Annotated in this window: 19 protein-coding genes and 2 pseudogenes; 10 read left to right on the top strand and 11 right to left on the bottom strand. The window is 73.1% G+C overall.

Annotated features, from left to right (window positions below; genetic code table 11):
* Nucleotides 1-12: 12 nt before the first annotated feature.
* Complete coding sequence (locus ACYQ8Q_RS42240; protein ID WP_460072412.1) at nt 13-3,057, top strand: alpha-mannosidase; 3,045 nt, start codon at nt 13-15, stop codon at nt 3,055-3,057.
* Between the two features lie 58 nt (nt 3,058-3,115).
* Here the strand turns inward: ACYQ8Q_RS42240 and ACYQ8Q_RS42245 are convergent.
* Nucleotides 3,116-3,626, bottom strand: a pseudogene (locus ACYQ8Q_RS42245) (DUF2079 domain-containing protein); the annotation flags it as partial.
* On the opposite strand from ACYQ8Q_RS42245, the gene ACYQ8Q_RS42250 reads away from it, so the two are divergent.
* Complete coding sequence (locus ACYQ8Q_RS42250) at nt 3,582-3,704, top strand: hypothetical protein (RefSeq protein ID WP_460073781.1); 123 nt, start codon at nt 3,582-3,584, stop codon at nt 3,702-3,704. The pseudogene ACYQ8Q_RS42245 and the gene ACYQ8Q_RS42250 overlap by 45 nt on opposite strands.
* Nucleotides 3,705-3,734: 30 nt before the next feature.
* Here the strand turns inward: ACYQ8Q_RS42250 and ACYQ8Q_RS42255 are convergent, their stop codons facing one another.
* Nucleotides 3,735-4,214 carry a nuclear transport factor 2 family protein gene (locus ACYQ8Q_RS42255; protein WP_460072414.1) on the bottom strand — a complete coding sequence of 160 codons (480 nt, stop codon included), beginning with the start codon at nt 4,212-4,214 and terminating at the stop codon, nt 3,735-3,737.
* Nucleotides 4,215-4,381: 167 nt separating this feature from the next.
* On the opposite strand from ACYQ8Q_RS42255, the gene ACYQ8Q_RS42260 reads away from it, so the two are divergent.
* A complete protein-coding gene (locus ACYQ8Q_RS42260; RefSeq protein ID WP_460072416.1) occupies nt 4,382-5,071 on the top strand; it encodes a hypothetical protein in 690 nt (229 codons plus the stop codon).
* A 35-nt stretch (nt 5,072-5,106) separates the two neighbouring features.
* Here ACYQ8Q_RS42260 and ACYQ8Q_RS42265 read toward each other — a convergent pair.
* Nucleotides 5,107-5,785, bottom strand: a pseudogene (locus ACYQ8Q_RS42265) (Rossmann-fold NAD(P)-binding domain-containing protein); the annotation flags it as partial.
* Between the two features lie 24 nt (nt 5,786-5,809).
* Nucleotides 5,810-6,403: a TetR/AcrR family transcriptional regulator gene (locus ACYQ8Q_RS42270; protein ID WP_460072417.1), complete on the bottom strand. Its 594-nt coding sequence runs from the start codon at nt 6,401-6,403 to the stop codon at nt 5,810-5,812.
* Nucleotides 6,404-6,561: 158 nt separating this feature from the next.
* Here ACYQ8Q_RS42270 and ACYQ8Q_RS42275 point away from each other — a divergent pair, with 158 nt between their 5' ends.
* From ACYQ8Q_RS42275 to ACYQ8Q_RS42290, 4 genes are all read left to right on the top strand, one after another.
* A complete protein-coding gene (locus tag ACYQ8Q_RS42275) occupies nt 6,562-7,578 on the top strand; it encodes a patatin-like phospholipase family protein (RefSeq protein ID WP_460072419.1) in 1,017 nt (338 codons plus the stop codon).
* A 1-nt stretch (nt 7,579) separates the two neighbouring features.
* Nucleotides 7,580-9,070: a flavin-containing monooxygenase gene (locus tag ACYQ8Q_RS42280; protein ID WP_460072421.1), complete on the top strand. Its 1,491-nt coding sequence runs from the start codon at nt 7,580-7,582 to the stop codon at nt 9,068-9,070.
* Between the two features lie 147 nt (nt 9,071-9,217).
* Entirely contained in the window at nt 9,218-10,552 is a 1,335-nt protein-coding gene (locus ACYQ8Q_RS42285; protein ID WP_460072422.1) for a cytochrome P450, read from the top strand.
* 130 nt (nt 10,553-10,682) lie between these two features.
* Entirely contained in the window at nt 10,683-11,744 is a 1,062-nt protein-coding gene (locus ACYQ8Q_RS42290; RefSeq protein ID WP_460072424.1) for a chitinase, read from the top strand.
* Nucleotides 11,745-11,818: 74 nt separating this feature from the next.
* Here the strand turns inward: ACYQ8Q_RS42290 and ACYQ8Q_RS42295 are convergent, their stop codons facing one another.
* The 6 genes from ACYQ8Q_RS42295 to ACYQ8Q_RS42320 all read right to left on the bottom strand — a co-directional run bounded on the left by ACYQ8Q_RS42295 (nt 11,819) and on the right by ACYQ8Q_RS42320 (nt 18,174).
* Complete coding sequence (locus tag ACYQ8Q_RS42295; protein ID WP_460072426.1) at nt 11,819-13,054, bottom strand: cytochrome P450; 1,236 nt, start codon at nt 13,052-13,054, stop codon at nt 11,819-11,821.
* A gap of 33 nt (nt 13,055-13,087) precedes the next feature.
* On the bottom strand, nt 13,088-14,479 hold the full coding sequence (locus ACYQ8Q_RS42300; protein ID WP_460072428.1) for an NAD(P)/FAD-dependent oxidoreductase: 1,392 nt from the start codon (nt 14,477-14,479) through the stop codon (nt 13,088-13,090).
* The gene (locus tag ACYQ8Q_RS42305; RefSeq protein ID WP_460072430.1) at nt 14,476-14,718 is read right to left on the bottom strand and encodes a ferredoxin; all 243 of its coding nucleotides are present in this window, start codon (nt 14,716-14,718) and stop codon (nt 14,476-14,478) included. The genes ACYQ8Q_RS42300 and ACYQ8Q_RS42305 overlap by 4 nt, the downstream gene beginning before the upstream one ends.
* 113 nt (nt 14,719-14,831) lie before the next feature.
* Nucleotides 14,832-15,473: a hypothetical protein gene (locus ACYQ8Q_RS42310; RefSeq protein ID WP_460072432.1), complete on the bottom strand. Its 642-nt coding sequence runs from the start codon at nt 15,471-15,473 to the stop codon at nt 14,832-14,834.
* A gap of 127 nt (nt 15,474-15,600) precedes the next feature.
* The gene (locus ACYQ8Q_RS42315) at nt 15,601-16,101 is read right to left on the bottom strand and encodes a GNAT family N-acetyltransferase (protein ID WP_460072434.1); all 501 of its coding nucleotides are present in this window, start codon (nt 16,099-16,101) and stop codon (nt 15,601-15,603) included.
* A 48-nt stretch (nt 16,102-16,149) separates the two neighbouring features.
* Complete coding sequence (locus ACYQ8Q_RS42320; protein WP_460072435.1) at nt 16,150-18,174, bottom strand: SpoIIE family protein phosphatase; 2,025 nt, start codon at nt 18,172-18,174, stop codon at nt 16,150-16,152.
* A 223-nt stretch (nt 18,175-18,397) separates the two neighbouring features.
* Here ACYQ8Q_RS42320 and ACYQ8Q_RS42325 point away from each other — a divergent pair, with 223 nt between their 5' ends.
* The 3 genes from ACYQ8Q_RS42325 to ACYQ8Q_RS42335 all read left to right on the top strand — a co-directional run bounded on the left by ACYQ8Q_RS42325 (nt 18,398) and on the right by ACYQ8Q_RS42335 (nt 21,317).
* Nucleotides 18,398-18,898, top strand: a complete 501-nt coding sequence (locus tag ACYQ8Q_RS42325; RefSeq protein ID WP_460072437.1) for a hypothetical protein — start codon at nt 18,398-18,400, stop codon at nt 18,896-18,898.
* A gap of 226 nt (nt 18,899-19,124) precedes the next feature.
* Entirely contained in the window at nt 19,125-20,765 is a 1,641-nt protein-coding gene (gene ctaD / locus ACYQ8Q_RS42330) for an aa3-type cytochrome oxidase subunit I (protein WP_460073726.1), read from the top strand.
* A 3-nt stretch (nt 20,766-20,768) separates the two neighbouring features.
* Nucleotides 20,769-21,317 (top strand): hypothetical protein, encoded by a 549-nt coding sequence (locus ACYQ8Q_RS42335; RefSeq protein WP_460072439.1) that lies wholly within the window; start codon nt 20,769-20,771, stop codon nt 21,315-21,317.
* On the opposite strand, the gene ACYQ8Q_RS42340 is transcribed toward ACYQ8Q_RS42335, so the two are convergent.
* Nucleotides 21,314-22,081, bottom strand: a complete 768-nt coding sequence (locus tag ACYQ8Q_RS42340; protein ID WP_460073728.1) for a GNAT family N-acetyltransferase — start codon at nt 22,079-22,081, stop codon at nt 21,314-21,316. The genes ACYQ8Q_RS42335 and ACYQ8Q_RS42340 overlap by 4 nt on opposite strands.
* Nucleotides 22,082-22,144 lie beyond the last annotated feature (63 nt).

Genomic DNA, 22,144 nt, shown 5'->3' on the forward strand with positions numbered 1-22,144 from the left:
GGAGCACCCCGAATGCATGACGACCGCACCCTTGTCGAAGCCCGTCTGCGGCGTGTCCTCGACGAACGCATCCGGCCCGCCGTGTACCCGCGGTCCGTGCCGCTGGACGTCGCGGTGTGGCACGCCCCCGGCGAACCGGTGCCGGTCGCCGAGGGGCTCGCGGCCGGGCCCGAACCGATCGCGGTGGGGTCCCGGTGGGGTGCTCCCTGGGGCACGAGCTGGTTCCGGGTGACGGGGGTGGTGCCGCGGGCCTGGGCCGGGCGGACCGTCGAGGCGCTCCTCGACCTCGGCTTCGACGAGAACATGCCCGGCTTCCAGTGCGAGGGCCTGGTGTACCGGCCCGACGGCACCCCCGTGAAGGGGCTGAACCCGCGCAACCAGTGGGTGCGGATCGGCGCGCCGGTCGAGGGCGGCGAGGAGGTGTGCCTGCACGTCGAGGCCGCCTCCAACCCGGTCATCCTCGACTACCATCCCTTCCTGCCCACACAGTTGGGCGACAAGGAGACGGCGGGCAGCGCACCGCAGTACACCCTCGCCCGGATGGACCTGGCCGTCTTCGACGAGACGGTGTGGCAGCTGGTGCTGGACCTGGAGGTGCTCGGCGAGCTGATGGCCGAGCTGCCCGTGGAGTCGGCCCGGCGCTGGGACATCCTGCGGGCGGTGGAGCGGGCCCTGGACGCGGTCGACCTCCAGGACGTGGGCGGCACGGCCGCCGCCGCCCGGTCACGTCTGACCGGCGTCCTGTCCGCGCCCGCCGTGCCCTCCGCGCACCGCATCAGCGCCGTCGGGCATGCGCACATCGACTCGGCGTGGCTGTGGCCGCTGCGCGAGACGGTCCGCAAGGTCGCCCGCACCACCGCCAACATGACGGCGCTGCTCGACGACGAGCCCGAGTTCGTCTTCGCCATGTCGCAGGCCCAGCAGTGGGCCTGGGTGAAGGAACACCGGCCCGAAGTGTGGGCGCGGGTGAGGAAGGCGGTCACGGACGGGCGGTTCGTGCCGGCCGGCGGGATGTGGGTGGAGTCGGACACCAACATGCCCGGCTCGGAGGCGATGGCCCGTCAGTTCGTGCACGGCAAACGGTTCTTCCTCGACGAGTTCGGCATCGAGAACGACGAGGCCTGGCTGCCCGACACCTTCGGCTTCGCCGCCGGGCTGCCGCAGATCATCAGGGCGGCGGGCTCCAAGTACCTGCTCACACAGAAGATCTCGTGGTCGCGGACGAACAAGTTCCCGCACCACACCTTCCGCTGGGAGGGCATCGACGGCACCCGGATCTTCACGCACTTCCCGCCGGTCGACACCTACAACTGCTCCATGAAGGGCGCCGAGATCGCCCACGCGGCCCGCAACTTCAAGGACAAGGGCGTCGCCCGCCACTCCCTCGCCCCCACCGGCTGGGGCGACGGCGGAGGCGGCACCACCCGCGAGATGGTCGCGAAGGCCGCCCGGCTGCGCGACCTCGAAGGCTCCGCGACCGTGACCTGGGAGACCCCGGCCGCCTTCTTCGCCAAGGCAAGCGGCGAACACCCCGAACCCCCCGTCTGGGTAGGCGAGCTGTACCTCGAACTGCACCGCGCCACACTCACCAGCCAGGCCGGCACCAAGCAGGGCAACCGGCGCAGCGAACACCTCCTGCGCGAGGCCGAACTCTGGGCCGCGACGGCCGCCGTCCGCACCGGATTCCCCTACCCCCACGAGGAGTTGGACCGCATCTGGAAGACGGTCCTGCTCCACCAGTTCCATGACATCCTGCCGGGCTCCTCCATCGCCTGGGTGCACCGCGAGGCCCGCGCCACCTACGCCCGGCTGGCCGCCGAGCTGACCGCGGTCATCGATTCCGCCCAGCGGTCCCTGGCCGGCGAGGGGAGCACCCCGCTCGTCTTCAACGCGGCCCCGCACCCCCGCGACGGCGTCCCGGCCGGCGGCGCGCGCACCCCGGCCCCCCGGGGCCGCACCACCCTCACCGCCCGCCCGGACGGCGGACACCTCCTGGACAACGGGCTGCTGCGCATCGAGATCGACGCCCGGGGACTGATCGTGTCGGCCTACGACCTCGAGGCCGAGCGGGAGACCATCGCCCCCGGCCGGGCCGCGGGCCTCCTCCAACTCCACCCGGACTTCCCGAACATGTGGGACGCCTGGGACGTCGACGAGTTCTACCGCAACACCGTCACCGACCTGGTCGACGCCGAGGAGGTCACGGCGGGCGAGGACGGCGCGTCGGTGCGGATCGTCCGGACCTTCGGCGCCTCGCGCGCGGTCCAGGTGCTGTCGCTGCCACCGGGGGAGCGGCGGCTGGTGATCGACACGGAGGTGGACTGGCACGAGACGGAGAAGTTCCTCAAGCTCGCCTTCCCGCTGGACGTGCACGCCGAACGGTACGCGTCCGAGACCCAGTTCGGACACGTCCACCGGCCCACGCACACCAACACCAGCTGGGAGGCGGCCCGGTTCGAGGCCTGCAACCACCGTTTCGTGCACCTGGAGGAACCGGGCTGGGGCGTCGCCGTCGTCAACGACTCCACGTACGGCCACGATGTGACCCGCACCGTCCGCGACGAACCCGGCGCCGACGGCGGCACCACCACGACCCTGCGGGTCTCCCTGCTGCGCGCCCCGCGCTTTCCCGACCCCGAGACCGACCAGGGCGTCCACCGCTTCCGGCACGCCCTGGTGCCGGGCGCGACGATCGGCGACGCCGTGCGCGAGGGCTGGCGGATCAACCTGCCCGCCCGCACCGTCACCGGCTCCGGGGCCGTCGCCCCGCTGATCGGCGTCGACCGGGACCAGGTCGTCGTCACGGCGGTGAAACTGGCCGACGACGGCAGCGGCGATGTGATCGTCCGCTTCCACGAGGCCCACGGCGCCCGCGCCCGCGCCACGCTCACCGCCGGCTTCGGCATCTCCGACGCCACCCCCACCGACCTGCTGGAACGCCCGCTCGGCGACGCCCCGGCCCTTGATGTCGAGGGCGAGCGGATCACCGTACGGCTGCGACCGTTCCAGCTGATGACGGTCCGACTGCGGCGGGCTGCCGCGCTGACCGTGGCCTGATGCGCGCCGCGGTCGTACGGCTGCCGGGGGCGTTGGCGTTCAGGAGCGGCGTTCCAGGGACGACGTACCCGTAGGCGGCGTCGACGAGGGTGTACCGGGCGTCCGGATGGAGCTGTCTGGCGTACGCGTCGATGTCGCGGATTCAGTGGCCCGTGTTGTCGAGAGCGAGGTAGTCGGGGGTGATGCTTCCGGTGTCGCCGGTCCAGAAGACCCGGCAGCGGGAGGTGAGACGGGTGGCGGGGCCGATGTGGGCCTCGACCGTCGCGCCGTCCGGGATCCGGTCCAGGAGGTGCTCGACGCGGGTGATGCGTACGGGGATGTCGTAGGCGGCGGCCTCGGTCAGGGCGGAGAGGGGGAGCGTGGTGGTCAGGGCCAGCGCCGCCGAGGGCGAGGGCCGCGACCGTCAGGCCCAGGTCCTCCTTCGCCAGCACCAGCGGGGCCGCCCAGAGCAGCGCGCGACGCCAGCGGCGGGACAGGATGTTCTCCAGGCTGAAGGCGACCAGGGGGACGGCGAAGCAGATCTCGTGGAAGTCGAAGTCGACGGCCGGCCGTCTTGCGCGGCGGACGCCGTCGCCCACGTCGTCTCCCGGCCGCCGCAGGTCGGCGTCAACGAAATCGTCGTACGGCCCGCCGCCAGTGCCCGGTGACCACGTCCGCCCGGGGCCGAAGGACCTCGCTCAGGAGTCCCGGCCGACGGGAGCCAGGCGTTCCGTCGGGCCGCCGAACGCGAGGTGGAGGGTGCGGGAGGTGAGGAGCCAGATGCCGTCGACCCTGCGGAACGTGTCCTCGTAGTGGCCGACGTTGGCGGGCAGCCGGGGGGCGACGAAGGTTCCCTCGGTGTGCCCGTCGACGCGGTACGTCGCGAAGTAGGTGAGGGCGGAGGCGGAGTCGGGGGAGTCGACGGTGACCAGGATGTTGGTGCAGATACGGCGGGAGAGGCGGTCGGCGGGGCGGGAGCCGAAGTACGCGCGGAGCGCCTCGCGGCCCTCGACGCGCCGGGAGTCGTACGGCCATTCCCAGCTCCCGTCGGGGGTGAAGAGATCGCAGACCGTGCTCGGGTCGCCGAGGTCGAGCCGGCGGACGAACTCCAGGATCACCCGCTCGCAGGCGCGTTCGGCGAGAAGTCGCTCCGTCGGGTCGAGGTCATGAGGGGTCATCTGCCCTTCCTACCAGGCGTTCCGACCGGGTCACGACCCGTTTGGCCCGGCCGTTCGGACCCGCGATTCGGACAAGTGGCCGTGGCCGTGCGGGCTGTGACAGGGCTGTGACTGGAAAAGTGACCTGCGTCACGGCCGGGGGGTCGCGCGCACATCAAGATCATCGGGTGCGAAGAAACTTCTTACCGGCCCGTCTGACGGGCCGTCCGGTCGTCGCGGGCGCGGCGGCCATCGGTGTGGTCGCGGGCGTGCTCATCGGCTGGCCGGGTCTCGACACCGTCAACGGCTGCGGGCTCGCGGTCAATCGCTACCCGTCGGAGACGGCGAAGGACTGGGTCCGGTACGCCGACGTGGTGGTCGTGGGCCGGGCGGTCGAGGAGCGGGAGAGCGGGCGGGAGGAACTGTCGGCCGGGACCTACAGCTACGAGGTGGAGCGGACGGTCCGACTGGAGGTCCAGGACAAGCCGTTCTCCTCCACCACCCGCTCCCATCCCACCGTGGGGTCCACCCTGGACTACATCGGCCTGGGCTGGAACGTGCTGCGCTCCGACGGCAAGACCCTGATCCCCGAACTCACCGGCGACGCCCCGCGGGTCGTGCCGGACCACACCTATGTCCTCGCCCTGCGCTGGGAGGACGAGCGCTGGGTGTCCCTGGGGGAGGGGGCGGTGGTCCCGTTCGACGGGCAGTCCGTCGGCAACGGCGAGTGGTGCGGGCAGGTCGTGGACACCGACGGCTTCGCCCAGGGCGAGCGGACGGGCCGCAAGAGCGACCGCAGCCTGGAGAAGACCTTGCTCGGGAAGGGACTGCCGGCTCTGAGGACCGCCCTCGACGCGGCGGCGAAGAAGTCGTCCTGAGCGATCCGCCCGGCCGTGCCGGCCATCGCCCGCGGTCACGTGAAGGCCGGGGCGTTGCGGCTCGCCCATGCGCTGAAGGCGCGGGCCGGGCGGCCCAGGAGACGCTCCACGTCCGGGCTGACGCGCCGCAGTGCGGGGGACGGCGCGCCGAGCATGTCGAGGGTGCGTGCCACGACCGGCTCGGGCATGAACCGCGCCATCGCCGCCCTGGCCTCGTCCCGGCTCTGTTCGACGAACCGCACCGGTTCGCCCAGCGCGTCCCCGATCGCGGCGGCCTGCTGCCGGGGCGAGACGGCGGCCGGACCGGTGAGTTCATAGGCGCGGCCGGCGTGGGCGGCGTCCCGCAGGGCCGTCGCGGCGACCTCGGCGATGTCGGCCGGATCGACGACGGGCAGCGCCACATCCCCGAACGGGGCGGTCGCCACGCGCCGTTCGCGGACCTCGTCGGCCCATGACAGCGTGTTGGAGTGGAAGCCGCTCGGCCGCAGCGGCGTCCACTCCGGACCCGACCGGGTGGTCCCCCGTGCCGACACCCTGCGAGGACAGCAGCACGACCCGTCGGACGCCGCCGGCCCGCGCCGCTTCGAGGGCCGGGCCGAGATCGCCGCCCGCCGTCATGAAGTCGCCGGAGGTCAGCACGAACAGCGCCGCCGCCGCGTCGAGGGCGGGCCCGAGACTCCGCGGATCGGCCAGGTCCCCCCGCTGGGGGGGGGCTGGATTGTGACGGAGACGCTCCGCCTATCCGTCCAGCCGCAGCACCAGTCGCAGCGTGTCGGTGAGGACGGCCGTCGGGACGGACGGGTCGGCCACGCGCTGAAGACCGAGGCCGATGCCCAGGCTGAGCAGGGTCATCGCGGCCTGCTCGGGCGGCATGGCGGGCGAGGTGCCCAGTTCCTGGGCCAGCGCCTCGATCAGCAGGGCCAGCGCCTCGCGGATCGCGGTGACCCGGGCCGTGATCTCTTGTCGGAGTTCCTCGTCGTGCCGTACGCCGGTGAGGAACTCGACCTCCAGTACGGTCCAGGTCTCGGCGCCGATATGGGCCTCGCTCCAGGCGGCGAAGGCCGCCAGCCGGTCCTCGGCTCCCGGGTCGCGCATCACGGACTCCGTGAGCAGCGCGAGCTGCTCGGCCCGGATGTCGTCGAGGACGGCCAGGCACAGATGGCCCTTGCTGCGGAAATTGGAGTAGACGGCGCCCTTGGAGTAGCCGGCGGTCTCCGCGACATCGCTGAGCGAGGTCACGCCGTACCCGTCGCGCAGGAAGAGCTCCCGCGCGGTGGCGACGAGCTGCTCGCGTGTGCGCTCCTGGCTCTCGACGCGGCTGAGACGGGCCATGTCTCGCTCCCTCTCCTCGGCTCCCTCGGATCTTAGCTCCGCCGAAGGACTGCCCCCGGCTTTCGGATACCGCTAGTATCCCGATCTCCCCGGTATCCCGGAGAGCCGGTATCGCGACGATCCGGTATCGCGACGAGTCAAGAGGGCGGAGAATCCACGTGACCGCGACGGGCACACGTACGACCCCACGTACGACCCCTTCCCGAGGACTGGTGCTCGGCTGCGGCGGAACGCTCGGCGCGGCCTGGACGGTCGGCGCCCTGCACTCGCTCCAGCGGGCCCTGGGGTGGGACCCCCGGCAGGCCGAGGTGCTGGTGGGCACCTCGGCCGGCGCGGAGCTGGCCGCGCTGCTCGGCGGCGGTGTCACCGTGGAGGAACTGCTGGCGGCGCAACTCGCCGCCAAGGACGCGCGTCCGGAACTGGTCCGGCACTTCGCGGGCCCGCCCCGGGCGGTCCCACCGCGGCCCGCGTTCTTCCCCGGGTCGCCGGAACTGGCGCGCCGGGCCCTGCGGCGCACGGCTCCCACGCTGGCCGGCCTCTCCGGCCTGCTGCCTCAAGGGCGGGGCGACAGCGGGTGGTTGGCGGCCCTGGCCGACGCCGTGGCCCCCGACGGAGGCTGGGTCCCGCATCCGGCGACCTGGCTGGTGGCCACCGACTTCGACACGGGACGCCGTACCGTCTTCGGACACCCCGACACCCGGCCCACCGTGCTCCGGGACGCACTGCGCGCATCGTGGGCGGTCCCCGGCTGGTTCCCGCCCGTGCGCATCGCGGGCCGCCGGTACGCCGACGGCGGCATCCTGTCCACCGCGTCCGCCGACCTCCTCGTCCCCCTGGGCCTCGACGAGGTGTACGTCCTCGCCCCCATGAGCTCGGTCGCGCCGGGGCCGCGTCGCGGACTGGGCCGGGCCGAGGCGCTGCTGCGCCGGGTCATGACCCGCACCCTCGACGCGGAGTGCGCCGCGCTGCGGGCCGCCGGCACCGAGGTCGTCCGGATCGAGCCCACCTCCGCCGACCTGGAGGTGATGGGCGGCAACTTCATGGATCCCCGGCGACGGCTCACGGTGCTGGAGACCTCCCTGCGCACCACGCGCGCGCTCGTCCGCGACCACCTCCGTCCGGCCGCGCCCGCCGCGCCTTCCGCCCCCGCCCCCGACGCCCGCACCGGAGCCTGACATGCCGCACCCCGACCACCGCGCCGCGACGACGAACCCCCGGCCCACCACCGTCGAGGCGCTGATCATCGGCAGCGGACTGTCCGGCATCGGGGCGGCCGTCGCACTGCGCCGGTCCGGCGTACGGGACCTCGTCGTCGTGGAGAAGGCCGACGACCTGGGCGGCACGTGGCGCGACAACACCTACCCCGGGTGTGCCTGCGACGTCCCCTCCGCCCTGTACTCCTACTCCTTCGCACCGAACCCCGAGTGGACCCGGGCCTTCGCCGGCCAGCCCGAGATCCGTGCCTATCTGCGCGACACGGCGGACCGGTACGGAGTCACGCCCCTCATCCGCTTCGGCACCGAGGCCCTGCGCGCCCAATGGGACCCCCGCGAGGCCCGCTGGCGGGTCGAGACCACCCAGGGCGTCCACCTCGCGCGCTTCCTCGTCGCGGCGGCGGGGCCCTGGCACGAACCCCTGCTCCCCGACATACCCGGCCTGGCGGACTTCCCCGGTGAGGTCTTCCACTCCGCGCGCTGGCGCCACGACCACGACCTGACCGGCGCCCGGGTCGCCGTCGTCGGCAGCGGGGCGTCCGCCGTGCAGTTCGTGCCCGCCATCCAGCCGCGCGTCGACCGGCTCCACCTGTTCCAGCGCACGGCCCAGTGGGTGCTGCCCAAGCCCGACCACCCGGTGCCGACCGCCGAGCGCCGGCTGCTGCGGCGCCTCCCGGGGGCCGGGCGGGCCCTGCGGGGCGCGGAGTACGCCGCTCTGGAGGCCCTCGGTATCGGCTTCCGCCACCCTTCCCTCCTGCGCGCGGTGCAGAAGGTGGGCGCGCTCCACCTCCGGGCCGCCGTCAAGGACCCGGGGCTGCGGCGCGCCCTGACGCCCGACTACACCCTCGGCTGCAAACGGCTGCTGCTGTCGAACACGTACTATCCGGCCCTGACGCGGCCCAACGTCACCGTCCACCCCACCGCGGTCCGCTCCGTCGAGGGCAGCCGGGTGATCGGCGCGGACGGCAGTACGGCGGACGTGGACACCATCATCCTGGGCACCGGCTTCCACATCCTCGACATGCCGATCGCCGGACGCGTGTTCGACGCCGACGGCGTGAGCCTCGACGACCACTGGAAGGGCAGCCCCGACGCCTACCTGGGCACCACCGTCACGGGATTCCCCAACGCGTTCATCCTGCTCGGCCCGCACCTCGGGACCGGCCACTCCTCCGCGTACACCATCCTCGAAGCCCAACTCGCCTATCTGACGGGAGCGGTACGGCATTTCCGGGCGGCGGGCCTGACCAGCATGGACGTGCGCCCCGAAGTGCAGGCCGCCTTCGGCGCGGAGGTCCAGCAGGCCCTGCCCACCACCGTGTACAACGCGGGCGGCTGCTCGAGCTACTACCTCGACGCCAACGGCCTCAACAGCTTCAGCTGGCCCTGGTCGACGGGCCGGCTGCGCCGCAGGCTCGCACGGTTCGACCCGGAGGCGTACGACGTCTCGTAGGGCTCGCGTCGGTGGCGTCGGCCGGTGGCGGGTCGGGTCCGCCGCACGCCTGGCCGAGGTGTCACCGCGCGTGCCTTCTCCCGTACAGTCCGTAGGGCCGTCGCTCCGACCCGGGTGCGACGGCAACGGCCGACCAGGAGAAGGTACTTGGACAGCGAAGCAGGTCTGCGCCCCCGCCCGGACGTTCCCGCGACGGGGTGCCCGGTCCCGGAAGCCGATCCGGGGCTCGTCGCCCGCTGGCGCGCGGCGGGAGGTGAACTGGTCGACCTGCTCACCCAGGTGCGGGAGGAGGTCGGCGGGGTCGCCGGGGTGCGGCTCGGGCCGGGCCTCACCGTGCTCGTCACCGACCCGGACGCGGTGCAGGAGGTACTCGCCCGGCGGCCGGACCGGTACGTCAAGCGCTCGCACCGGGCCCGGCTGCTGGTCGGTGACGGTGTCCTCTCCGCCACCGGCGAGGCCTGGAAGCGGCAACGCCGGCTGCTCCAGTCCCAGTTCACCGGGACCGGGATGCGCCGCTACGAGGGGCGGATCGCCGGGGCCGCCCGGACCGCGGCGGCCCGCTGGAGCGATTACGCCCGGACGGGGGAGGCCTTCGACCTCGGGCGGGAGATGCGCCGGTTCGCCCTGGACGCCATCTGGCGCTCCCTCACCGGGTACGCCGTCGACGAGGAGACCGAGCGTGAACTGACCTCGGTCGCGGCGGTCGCGGCCGCCCTGCCGACGCTGCCCGCCGACGCCGCCCACGCCCGCGACGCCGTCGCCGCCGACCTCGCACGGATCGACGCCGTCGCCCGGCGCGCCGTCGGGACGGCCCGCGCGGGGGAGGCGGGCCCCGACGGCCCCGGCCTGCTCCAGGTCCTGCTGGACGCCGCCGCCGAGCGCCCCGAGTACACCGATCGGCTGATCCGCGACGAACTGGTCACGCTCCTCGTCGCCGGGCACGAGACCACCGCCACCACCCTCACCTGGCTCCACCTCCTCCTCGACCGGAACCCCACCGCCCGCGAGGAGACCCTCGCCGCCGGTGCCGAGGGCTCCGCGCAGCGCCGCCGGGCGATCCAGGCCCTGGTCCACGAGACGCTCCGGCTGTACCCGCCCGCCTGGATCCTGCCGCGCCACGCCGCCGAGGACGACGTCCTCGCGGGCCACGCGGTCGAGGCGGGCACCGACCTGCTCGTCTGCCCGTACCTCACCCACCGCGACCCCGCACTCTGGCCGGACCCGGAGCGCTTCGACCCCGGCCGGTTCACCACACCGGAACGCCGCCCCGCGCACCCGGGCGCCTACCTCCCGTTCGGCATCGGCCCCCGCGCCTGCCTCGGCACGCAGTTCGCACTCCGTGAATCCACGGCCCTCCTCGAACACCTCCTCCCCGCCCACGCCGTGACCTTCCATCACGCGCCCACCAGGACGTCGTACGGCATCACGGTCCGCCCCGAGGGTCCCGCCCTCGTCACCCTCGCACCGGCTGAGGTCAGTTAATTGTAAAGAACCTTGACAGTTAAATGGTCTAGTCCAACGATGGTCGCTGTTCACCCAGCGGGCCGTGTGCCGTCACGCGGCCCCGTCACGTCCCTTCACCACGGGAGCGTCAGTGAGACGACCTGGTTCTGTGCGTACGTTGCTGTCCTGTCTGAGCGCGACCTCGCTGTCCGTCGGACTCATGGCCCTCGGGGGAGGGGCCGCGCTCGCCGCGCCGGACGCGCCGCCGGCGGCCGCGAAGCCCCGGCCGGCCCAGGTGGTGGCGCCCTACTTCGAGACCTGGACCGGGGAGAGCCCGGCCGAACTCGCCGCCGCCTCCGGCAACAAGTACCTCACCCTCGCCTTCCTCCAGACCGCCGCGCCGGGCTCCTGCACCGCGTACTGGGACGGAGACAGCGGCCGGCCGATCTCGAAGGACACCTTCGGCCGTGACATCGCGCGGCTCCAGGCGCGCGGCGGCGACGCCATCCCGTCCTTCGGCGGCTGGTCCGCGGACACCACGGGCACCGAACTGGCCGACAGCTGCACCGACGTCGACGCCATCGCCGCCGTCTTCAAGAGCCTCGTCACCACCTACGGCATCACCCGCATCGACCTCGACGTCGAGGGTGACTCCATCGACAACGCCGCCGGAATCGACCGCCGCAACAAGGCGATCGCCAAGGTCCAACGCTGGGCGGAACGCACCGGCCGCAGGGTCGAGTTCTCCTACACCCTGCCGACCTCCACGACCGGTCTCGAGGCCAACGGCCTGGCCGTGCTCCGCAACGCCGTCGACAACGGCGCCCGCGTGGACGTCGTCAACCTCATGACCTTCGACTACTACGACGGCGCCACCCACGACATGGCCGCCGACACCGTGACGGCCGCCACCGGACTCCACGGCCAACTCGCCGCGCTCTACCCGAAGAAGAGCTCCACCAAGCTCTGGAACATGATCGGCGTCATCGAGATGCCGGGCATCGACGACTACGGCCCCGAGGAGACCTTCACCACCGAGAACGCCGTCACGGTGGAGAAGTGGGCCGAGGCCCGCGGCATCAACACCCTCTCCTTCTGGGCCCTCCAGCGCGACAACGGCGGCTGCGTCGGCACCGGCGGCTCCGACTCCTGCTCCGGCGTCGCCCAGGACACCTGGTACTTCAGCCACACCTTCGAGGCGCTCACCGCGCACCGCCCGCGAACGGACTGATCGCAGAAGGTTCCCCCTTCAGGCATGCGGGTTGTCGGGCCCTGCCGGGTGCGCAGGGTCCCGGCAGGTGGTGGCTAGGCCCGGATCCCGTCGCACGCGATCCGCAGATGGCGGGGTCCGCGCAGCACCGCGTTCTGACGGTACGGCGGCGGGTCCTCCAGCAGCCGTGGGTTCTCCAGCCGCCGGGCCAGCTCCGACAGGGCGAACTGGGCCTCCAGCCGGGCCAGGGGCGCGCCGAAGCAGCTGTGGATGCCGCTGCCGAGGCCGAGGTGCTGGATGTCCCGGCGGTCGGGGTCGAAGCGGTCCGGGTTCTCGAAGCGCCGGGGGTCCCGGTTGCCGGACGCCAGCACCAGCCACAGGGAGGAGCCCTTGGGAACGGTGACGCCCCGCACCTCGACATCGGCGAGGGTGACCCGCTGAGGCACCAGCTGCACCGGCGGCTCGAAACGCAGCAGTTCCTCGACGACCGGTACGGCCAGCCGGGGGTCGGCCCGCAGCCGCTGCAGCACCTCGGGGTGGCGCAGCAGGGTCAGCATGCCGTTGGTGACCAGGTTGACGGTGGTCTCGTGGCCCGCGATCAGCAGCAGCGCGGCGGTGCTGAGCAGCTCCATCGTGGTCATCGAGCCGTCCTCGCCCTGGGCCGTGGCCAGCGCGGAGAGCATGTCGTCACCGGGGTTCCTGCGGCGCTCCTCGATCAGCCCGGCCAGGTACATGCCCAACTGCATCCGCGCGTCGTGCGCGCCCTTGCCGCGCTCGGCGGGATCCGCGTCCGGGTCGGGGTCCAGGCTCGCCGCGATCGCGTCCGCCCAGGCGTGGAACCGCGCCTCGTCCTCGCGGGGGATCCCCAGCAGCCGGCAGATCACCGTCACCGGGAAGGGGTACGAGAACTGGTCCACCAGGTCGAAATGGTCCGGGTCGCCGATGCCGTCGATGAGACCGGTGACGATGTCCCGCAGTTCGCCGCGCATCCCGTCGACCCGGTGCGGGGAGTGCGGCGGTCCGAACGGACGGTTCGTCATCCGGCGCAGCCGGTCGTGCTCCGGCGGGTCGAGCCGCAGGAAGCTCGGCGGCAGCGCGCTCTCCTGCTGCTCCGGCTCGGCCAGCGGATCGTGCGCGGTCTGCGCCACGGTCCGGGAGTCGGAGCTGACCCGCGGATCGTGCAGCAGACCGAGGATCTCGTGGTAGGTGCTGACGACGTACGGCCCGTCGTCCTCGTGATAGACCGGCGTCCTGCGCAGCTCCTCGTAGATCGGGTACGGGTCGGCGCGGTGGGCGTAGTCCAGGATCCGGTGCAGCGGCGAAGTCGTCATGGTGGGTCCTCGTGGGCTCGTGGCCGTGGCGGGTCAGTGCGCGGGGGCGAACGTCATCCGGCGGTCGGCCGGCGAGTACCCGCTGAGGGTCACGGTGGGGCCGTGGGTCGGCACCGACGGGTCGGGGAAGTCCGCGTCGAGCGGCCGCCGGCCCTCCGCGCGCCGGTCGACCGTGGCGAACTCCGGCGGGAACGGCGCGGTCGTCTCGATCAGCCGCTGGTAGAACGGCAGCCAGCGGGCCTGGTCGAAGGAGACCGCGCCGATGATCCGCCCCTGGTAGCCGTACACGCCGACGAACCGGCGCTCCTCCAGCGAGCCCTGGGCGATCAGGATCTCCGTCCCCAGCGAGGGCACGCCGACCGACTTGATGTTCACCCCGAACTGCGAGGACCAGAACGCCGGCACCTCCATGTGCGGGATCCGGTCGGTGCTCTCGCTGAGCATGTTGTGGGCCGCCACCCGTGCCTGGGAGACGGCGTTGCCCCAGTGCTCCAGCGACAGGAACTGGTAGCCGAACAGCGGGTGCGGGCAGCGGGCGACGTCACCCGCCGCGAACACGTCGTCGGTGACGATCCCCCGGATGTCGAAGGCACGGCAGCCCGCGTCGCAGGCGATCCCGCGGGGCCCGGCCCCGAGCCCCGACCCGGCCAGCCACTCGGTGTTGCGGGTGGCGCCCAGCGAGACGACCACCACGTCCGTCTCCACCGTCGAGCCGTCGGAGAGCCGCGCGGCCCGCACCCGCCCCGCCGCGTCACCCTCCAGCGCGGTCACCATCACCCCGCACCGCAGATCCACGCCGTGCCGCCGCTGCAGATCGGCGGCGACCGCGCCCACCACCCCGCCGAGCGCGCCGACCAGGGGCGAGGCCCCGCGCTCGGCCACCGTGACGGCCAGACCGCGTTCCCGGCACGCGGCGGCGATCTCCGAGCCGGTGAACCCGGCACCGACGACCAGCACCCGCTTGGGCCCGGCCGCCAGCCGCCGCGCGAGCGCCACGCCGTCGTCCCGGGTCCGCAGCACGAACACACCGTCCAGCTCCGCCTCCGCCTCGCGCGGCCAGGGCCGCGCCCGCACACCGGTGGCGATCAGCAGCCGGTCGTAGGGCACCTCGTCGCCGTCGGCCAGCCGCACCCGCCGGCCCGCCATGTCCAGCCCGGTCGCGGCGACGCCGAGCCGCCACGTCGCGTCGACCTCCTTCAGCCGGGGCAGCGCGGTCCGCTCGGCGGCCGCCCGGCCGAGCAGTACCGTCTTGGACAGCGGAGGCCGGTCGTACGGCTCGTACGGCTCGTCCCCGATCATCGTCAGGGAGCCCGCGAACCCCTTCTCACGCAGGGTCTCCGCGGCCCGCAGACCCGCCAGCGAGGCACCGACCACGACGACCCGGCCCTCCCGCCGGAGCCGTTCCAGGGATCCGTCGCCGCTCACCGGTCGGACACCGCCCCGGCCGCGGCGTCGGCCGTGTCCCCGGTCTCCACCGCGTCGACGAGCACGGCCTGCACCGGGCAGGCCGCGGCGGCCTGCGCCAGCTTCTCCCGCTGCCCGTCGTCCGGCGCGGGGTCGTAGAGCAGCGCCTCGTCGCCGTGCATGGCGAACACCTCGGGGGCGAGGAACGCGCACTGCGCGTAGCCCTGGCAGCGGTTCAGATCGACGGCAATCCTCGGCACGGGATCGGTCCTCTCCTACGGCCCTGTCCAGCCCCCTGCGGACCAGCCTCGGGGACCGCGGGGCGGGCGGCGACGAGGAGCGGCCCGTTCGGGTGAGGCCGGTGGGCGCCCCGTTACGCCGAGGTGGTCCGCCGCCCCGCCGCCGAGGCGCGCCGGCCCCGCAGGATGTCCAGGCTGACGATCAGCGCCCAGGCCGGGAAGACCAGCTCCGACCAGGGCAGACTCGCCCCCACCAGCAGCAGCGTCAGACCCGCGGCGAGACCGAGGAGCACCAGCGGGCGCGGCATCACGCCGAGCCGGCGGCCGATGGTCGAGGTCGTGAGGATGAACACCGCCGCCATCCGCATCGAGTACGTGGTCAGCAGGGTGTAGGCGAAGTGGCGGCCGAAGGGGGCGTCCTGCTGGTTCTCGTCCAGCACGGTCACCGCCGCCGCGGCGCACCCGAACAAGGTGGCGACGAAGATCAGCCCGCTGCCGAGGAACACCGTGGACACGAACCGGTCCTCCGCGTCCCCGGCCTGCTCGCGCAGGGCCCCCATGAACCACAGGAACGCGATCCCGGCGTACGGCAGCAGCCCCAGCGCCGTCTGCACGCTCTTGCGCTGCGCCGCGTCGACCGTGATGTGGTGCCCGTCGGCCCCGCCGGGCAGGGCGGTCCGCAACAGGACGATCGCCACGGCCAGCAGGATCGCGAAGACGACACCGGCGATCCCGGCGGCCCGCGGTGTCCCGAGGGGCTCGCGCTTGTGCTCCATGGTCTCCCGCTCTCTCCGCAGGCCTCTTGGGTCCAGACACCCGTGATCCGGGGAGTTCCGCCACCGGGACCACCCGGGAGGGAGAGAGCGGTGGGCCGTACAGGTCACCGCGCGGGGCCGGGACCTCTCAGAGGGCGCGCTCCATGCACACCAGCCGCTCCCGGCCGTCCCACGACTCCACCACGGTGAATCCGAGCCGCTCGTACAGCGCGATCGCCCCCGTGCGCCACTGCCACACCGAGAGCCCCACCGTGCGCACGCCGCTCTCCCCGGCCTGTGCCAGTGCGGCTCCGACCAGCGCGGACGCGACCCCGCGGCCCCGCTCGGCCGGCTGCGTCCACAGCCGCTTCACCTCGCACCGCCCGGCCACGGGCCCGGTCACCACCACGCAGCCCACGGCGGCGCCCCCGCTCTCCGCGACCAGCACCACGTCCTGCCCGAACGCGCCGAGCGGATCGCGGACCTCCGCCCGGTAGCGCTCCGGCAGCTCCTCCACCCGCTCGACGCCCTCGCCCTTCTCGTCCTGTGTCCGCAGGTGGTAGGCCGCCAGCAGCCCGGAGAGCCCGCCGTCGGGAGAGAGGTCCTGCCCCGCCCAGCGGACGACGGCGATCTCGTGCTGATCAGTCATGGCGCCAGCATCACACGCCGTCCCGGGAGCGAGGAGGCCCCCCCCGGGTCACTGCGGGCGGGCCATCAGCACCGCGACGTCGTCCTGGGCGGGGTGCGGCAGCATCTGTTCGAGGACGCCGTCGCAGAGCGCGGAGAGCGTCGGCGCGGGACGGCGCAGGGCCCGGGCGAGCCGGTCCAGGCCCTGGTCGAGGTCGCTGCCGCGGGCCTCGATCAGCCCATCGGTGTACAGCACCAGCAGGCTGCCGGGCGGCAGCGGGACCTCCTCGGTCGCGAACCGCCGCCCCCCGGTGCCCAGCGGGGTGCCCGGGGACCCGTCCAGGAAGGTGATCGCGCCGTCCGGGGTCACCACGGCCGGCGGCGGATGGCCGGCCCGGGCGATCAGACAGCCGCCCGTCGCCGGGTCGTGCACGGCGTACACGCAGGTCGCCATCTGGTCCTCGCCCATGTCGGCCACCACGGCGTCCAGCGAGCGGAGCATCCGGGCCGGACGGATGCCGTGCCGGGCCAGCGAGCGCACCGCCGCGCGGAGCTGGCCCATCACCGCCGCCGCATGGATGCCGTGGCCCATCACATCGCCGATGACCAGCCCGGTCCGGTGGTCCGGCAGCGCGATCACGTCGTACCAGTCACCGCCCACGTCGTGCTCACTGGCGGGCAGGTACCGTCCGGTGAGATCGAGCCCGGGCACGTCCGGCAGCGCGCTGTTCGTCAGGCTGCGCTGCAGCGTGAGGGCCGCCGCCCGCTGCCGGGTGTACATCAGCGCGTTGTCGATGTTCAGTGCGGCGCGCGCGGCCAGTTCGTCGATGAGCACGCAGTCCTGCTCGTCGAAGGGCTCACGGCTGCGCAGCCGGGTCACCACGATCGCGCCCAGTGCCTTGCCCCGGGCCACCAGCGGGACCAGCCGCGCCGAGCCCAGACTCATCAGGTAGGCGCGCAGTTCGTCGGCGCGGGGGTCGGTGACCAGGGCCCGGACGTCCGACCGGTACAGGTTGGTGGGGCGGCCCTCGGTGATGACCCGCTCGTACAGGGAACCCTGCTCCAGCCGGGACGTCAGGCCCGGGCGGAGTTTCGCGCGGGGCGCGGCGGGGTCGGCGAACAGGGCGGCCATGCGCCGGACCACCCCGTGCACGGCGTCGGTGGGCTCGTCGGGCGCCATCACCTCCTCCAGGAGCTGTACGTCGGCGGAGTCCGCGAGCTGCGGCACCAGCATCCGGACGATCTCCTCGGACGTCTGCCGCAGGTCCAGGGTGGTGCCGACCCTGGTGCCGGCCTCCGCGAGGAGCGCGAAGCGGCGCCGGGCGCGTTCCGCGTCGCGCTCGGCCTGCTGGCTCTCGGTGATGTCGATGAGGGACGCGATCAGCCCCAGCGTGCGGCCCGCGCCGTCGAGCAGCGGGGCGTACGAGCACGACCAGGTCCGCTCCCGGTGAGGGTCGGCCGAGGTGCGCCCGCTGCGGCGGACGTCGACGACGGCCGTGCCCCGGTCCAGCACCTCCTGCATCGTCGACTCCAGGGCCAGCGCGTTGACCCCGGGCACGACCTCGGTGAGCCGCTTGCCCACGTGCTCGGCGGGCGAGACCCCGTTCATCCGGGCGAGCGCGTCGTTGACCCGCAGGAAGCGCAGATCGGTGCCGAGCGTGGCCAGACCGATCGGCGACTGGCTGAACAGGCTCTCCAGGGCCGCCAGCGAGTCCCGCATCCGCAGGACCTGGGAGGTCTCCACGGCGATCAGCATCGCCCCGGCCCGCCCGTCCGGGCCGGCGGCCGGGACGATCCACATCTCCATCGTGACCTGATGCCCGTCGCGGTGCCGCACGGACAGGGTCCCGACGACCGTCTCCCCGCTGTGCACGCGGTACGTCAGCTCATCGGCCAGCTCACGGTTGCCCTCGGGCACCAGCAGCGCCGACGCGGGCCGCTCGAGCACGTCCTCGGCCCGGTACCCCAGCAGATCCTGGGCCGCGAGCGACCACTCCACGATCCGGCCGTCCGCGTCCTCCCGCCACAGCGCGATCGGCAGCAGCTCGCGCAGCACGCCCGCGTACCCGACCGCCTCCAACGGCTGTTCCGGCACCTGGCCCGTCCTCTGGGGAGCATCCACCGTATGACCTCACCCTGGGCGACATTTCATACGAAAACACCATATCCGGAACCGTGGCGACCGCCGTGTCCGGCGGCACCGGTGCCCGGCGCCGGGCCCGCCGCGCCGAGCGCTCCCGGTCAGGGCCGTTCGACCCTAGCCAGGCCCGCGGGCCCTGACTTCACTGATCGCGAGGACCGAACGGAAGGAGCGGTGGATGATCGCGGTGGTGGGCCACGCCGACGTGACCCCGGAGAGCCTCGGGCTGATCGAGGCCGCACTGGTGGCTCGGCTGGAGGGGGAGCCCGACGGCGACCCGGGAGTGGTGCGCGCCGGGGGAGGCGCCCCGGTGGCCTTCGCACGGGCGCTGCGGGTGGCGGGGCGGGACCTGGTCGTGGTGATCCCCACCAGCGGCATGGTGCCCGCGCTGCTGCCGGAGCGGGACCGGGTGCCGACGGGGGAGCTGCTGCTGCTCGCCCGGGAGGTACGGCTGCTGACGTACGACCCCGGCGACCGCGACGCGTGCGTCGGCGCCGACGAGGAGATCATCGCGGGCTGCCGGCGGCTGGTGGCCGTGTGGGACGGCTCGCCCTCCAACGGCCGGGACGCCACCGCGCATCTGGTGGCCTACGCCCGCGCCCGCGGCGTCGAGGTCGAGGTGCTCTGGCCGGCGGGCGCGAGCCGCACCACCCTGCGTGTGGCACCGGGGCGCGGGTGACGGCCGGGCCCTGATCCGGGACCCGATGCGGGCCGTACCCGCTGACGGGCCCTGCCCCGATCCGGAACGGGCGGGACCATCGGACCCCCGGGTCCGGGACCACCCGGGGCCGTTGGACCCTATCGGCGCCTCCCTCCCCTGCGGTGATCTTGGGTCGGCAGGAAGCCGAGCCGTCAGGCGACCAAGGGGAGGACACACACCGGTGGACGAGGCACGTACGGAACTGGTGGAGAGAGCGCCGGCGAGCGCCGCGGCGGCGCCGGACCGGCCCTCCTGGGTGGAGTGGCTGACGACCACCGACCACAAGAGGATCGGCACGCTGTATCTGGTCAGCGCGTTCGTGTTCTTCATCGTCGGCGGTGTCCTGGCGCTGCTGATGCGGGCCGAACTGGCCCGGCCGGGACTCCAGTTGATGTCGAACGAGCAGTTCAACCAGGCGTTCACGATGCACGGCTCGATCATGCTGCTGATGTTCGCGATGCCGCTGTTCACCGGGTTCGCCAACTGGATCATGCCGCTCCAGATCGGCGCCCCGGACGTCGCCTTCCCCCGCCTGAACATGCTGGCCTTCTGGCTCTTCCTGTTCGGTTCGTCGATCGCGGCCTTCGGCTTCCTCACCCCGGGCGGAGCCGCGTCCTTCGGCTGGTTCCTCTACGCGCCGCTGTCGGACTCCGTGCACTCGCCGGGCCTCGGCGCCGACCTGTGGATCATGGGCGTGGCGCTGTCCGGGTTCGGCTCGATCGCGGGCGCCGTCAACTTCATCACCACGATCATCTGTATGCGCGCCCCCGGCATGACCATGTTCCGCATGCCGATCTTCACCTGGAACGTGCTGCTGACCGGCGTCCTGGTGCTGATCGTGTTCCCCGTGCTCGCGGCGGCCCTGTTCGCGCTGGAGTGCGACCGCAAGTTCGGCAGCCATGTCTTCGACGCGGCGAACGGCGGCGCCCTGCTCTGGCAGCACCTGTTCTGGTTCTTCGGCCATCCCGAGGTCTACATCCTGGCGCTGCCGTTCTTCGGGATCGTCTCCGAGGTGATCCCCGTCTTCAGCCGCAAGCCGATGTTCGGCTACATGGGGCTGGTCGCCGCGACCATCGCCATCGCGGGCCTGTCGGTGACCGTGTGGGCCCACCACATGTACGTCACCGGCGGGGTGCTGCTGCCCTTCTTCTCCTTCATGACGTTCCTCATCGCCGTCCCGACCGGCGTGAAGTTCTTCAACTGGATCGGCACCATGTGGAAGGGCTCGCTGTCCTTCGAGACACCGATGCTGTGGACCACGGGCTTCCTCGTCACCTTCGTCTTCGGCGGCCTCACCGGCGTGATCCTCGCGTCACCCCCGATGGACTTCCACCTCTCCGACTCGTACTTCGTCGTCGCCCACTTCCACTACACCGTCTTCGGCACGGTCGTGTACGCGATGTTCGCCGGCTTCCACTTCTGGTGGCCCAAGTTCACCGGCAAGATGCTCGACGAACGCCTCGGCAAGATCACCTTCTGGACGCTCACGGCCGGCTTCCACCTCACCTTCCTGATCCAGCACTGGCTCGGCGCGGAGGGCATGCCCCGCCGGTACGCCGACTATCTGGCCGCCGACGGCTTCACCGCCCTCAACACCCTGTCCACCCTCGGGGCGTTCCTGCTCGGTCTGTCGATCCTGCCGTTCTTCTACAACGTCTGGAAGACCGCCAAGTACGGCAAGCCGGTCACCGCGGACGACCCCTGGGGCTACGGCCGCTCCCTGGAGTGGGCCACCTCCTGCCCGCCGCCCCGCCACAACTTCACCGTCCTGCCGCGCATCCGCAGCGAGTCGCCCGCCTTCGATCTGCACCACCCGGAGATCGCCGCGCTCGAGGCGGAGGTCTAGGCAGTGGTCCAGCCCGTCGCCGCTCTCGGCGCCGCGATGGTGACCGTGTCCGGCTGTGTCTGGTACCTGCCGGCCCTCGTCGACCTGCGGGCCGGAGCCGACCGCCCCGACTCCCGCCGCACCGCCGCGGCCGCCTGTCTGAGCGGCTGGAGCACCACCGGGATCATCGCCCTGCTGCTGTTCCTGGCGGAGGCCTGGTGGGCGCCCGTCGCGGCGGCGGTCACCGGAGCGGCCGTCACGGCGGTCCTGCGGGGCCGTGCGGTCGTCCAGCGGCGGCGCGAGGCACGGCAGACCGCGCTCGACTGGGCGGAGCTGCGCGCGGACCCGCGTCCCGCAGGCCCCGGCCGGGGCCGGCAGGTCGTCGCGGTGCTCCTCGCCTGCGGGCTGTTCACCGCGGCGACCACGGCGGCGCTGATGGCGGCCATGGCGGGGGAGGGCGGCGCATCCTGGCCGACGCTCGCCGTGGCGCCGGCCGGGATCGTCGCCCTGTCGGTCGCCCTCGCGGTCGCGTACGCGGGACCGGCCCGCCGCCGGGACGGGACGGGCGGCTAGCGGAGGCCGTAGAAGCGCAGGGGCGAGTTCGGTGCGAAGCCGATGCGGGGGTAGACGGGTGCACCGGCCGCGGTCGCGTGCAGGGTGGCCCGGGTCAGCCCGGTGGCCCGGGCGCCTTCGAACAGGGCCTTGCGGGTCACGGCCTCGCCGTAGCCCCGGCGTTCCCACCGCGGGTCCGTGGCGACCAGGACGACGAACAGCCGGCCGTCGGCCTCGACGGTCGCGGCGCAGGTCACCGGGGCCGCGTCCCGCAGACCGAGCCAGGCCTGCACCTCCCGTTTCCAGAGCGTGGAGCCGGCCAGTCCGTCGCGCCCGTCGGCCAGGGGGAAGCCGTAGGCCCGCGAGTTGAGGTCGGCGTAGGCGCACAGCTGTTCGTTGGTGCTCACGCGGACGAACGTGAGCTCGGGGTGGGCGGGTTCGGGGAGCGGGAGCAGGTCCCCGGCCATGCCGGTGCCGGGGAAGGCGTAGGCGAGGCCCGCCCGTTCGGCCGCCTCCGGGAGAACAGCGCGTGCCTCGTCGTCGAGGAGGTTCTCGAAGACCCACAGGAAACCGGGGTGCCGCTTCGCCCGCATGATGTCCGCGGCCTCCGCCAGGCGCCGTCGCGCCAGGCCCGCGTCCGCCCCCACCTCGGTGAGCGTGACGCAGTTCCAGAAGGCGAAGCGGCAGTCGGCCCAGCGGACGGCGATCCCCGGCAGGTCCCTGACGTCCGCTCCGGCGTCACGGTCGAGGACCATGGCCCGCCAGACGGTGGCGAGTTGCTCCATCGACTCGACCGAGTCGGCGAGATCCGTACGAGGGGTCACCCTGGCTCCTTCGATCGTCGTTCG

The sequence above is a fragment of the Streptomyces sp. YKOK-I1 genome (assembly GCF_054660435.1).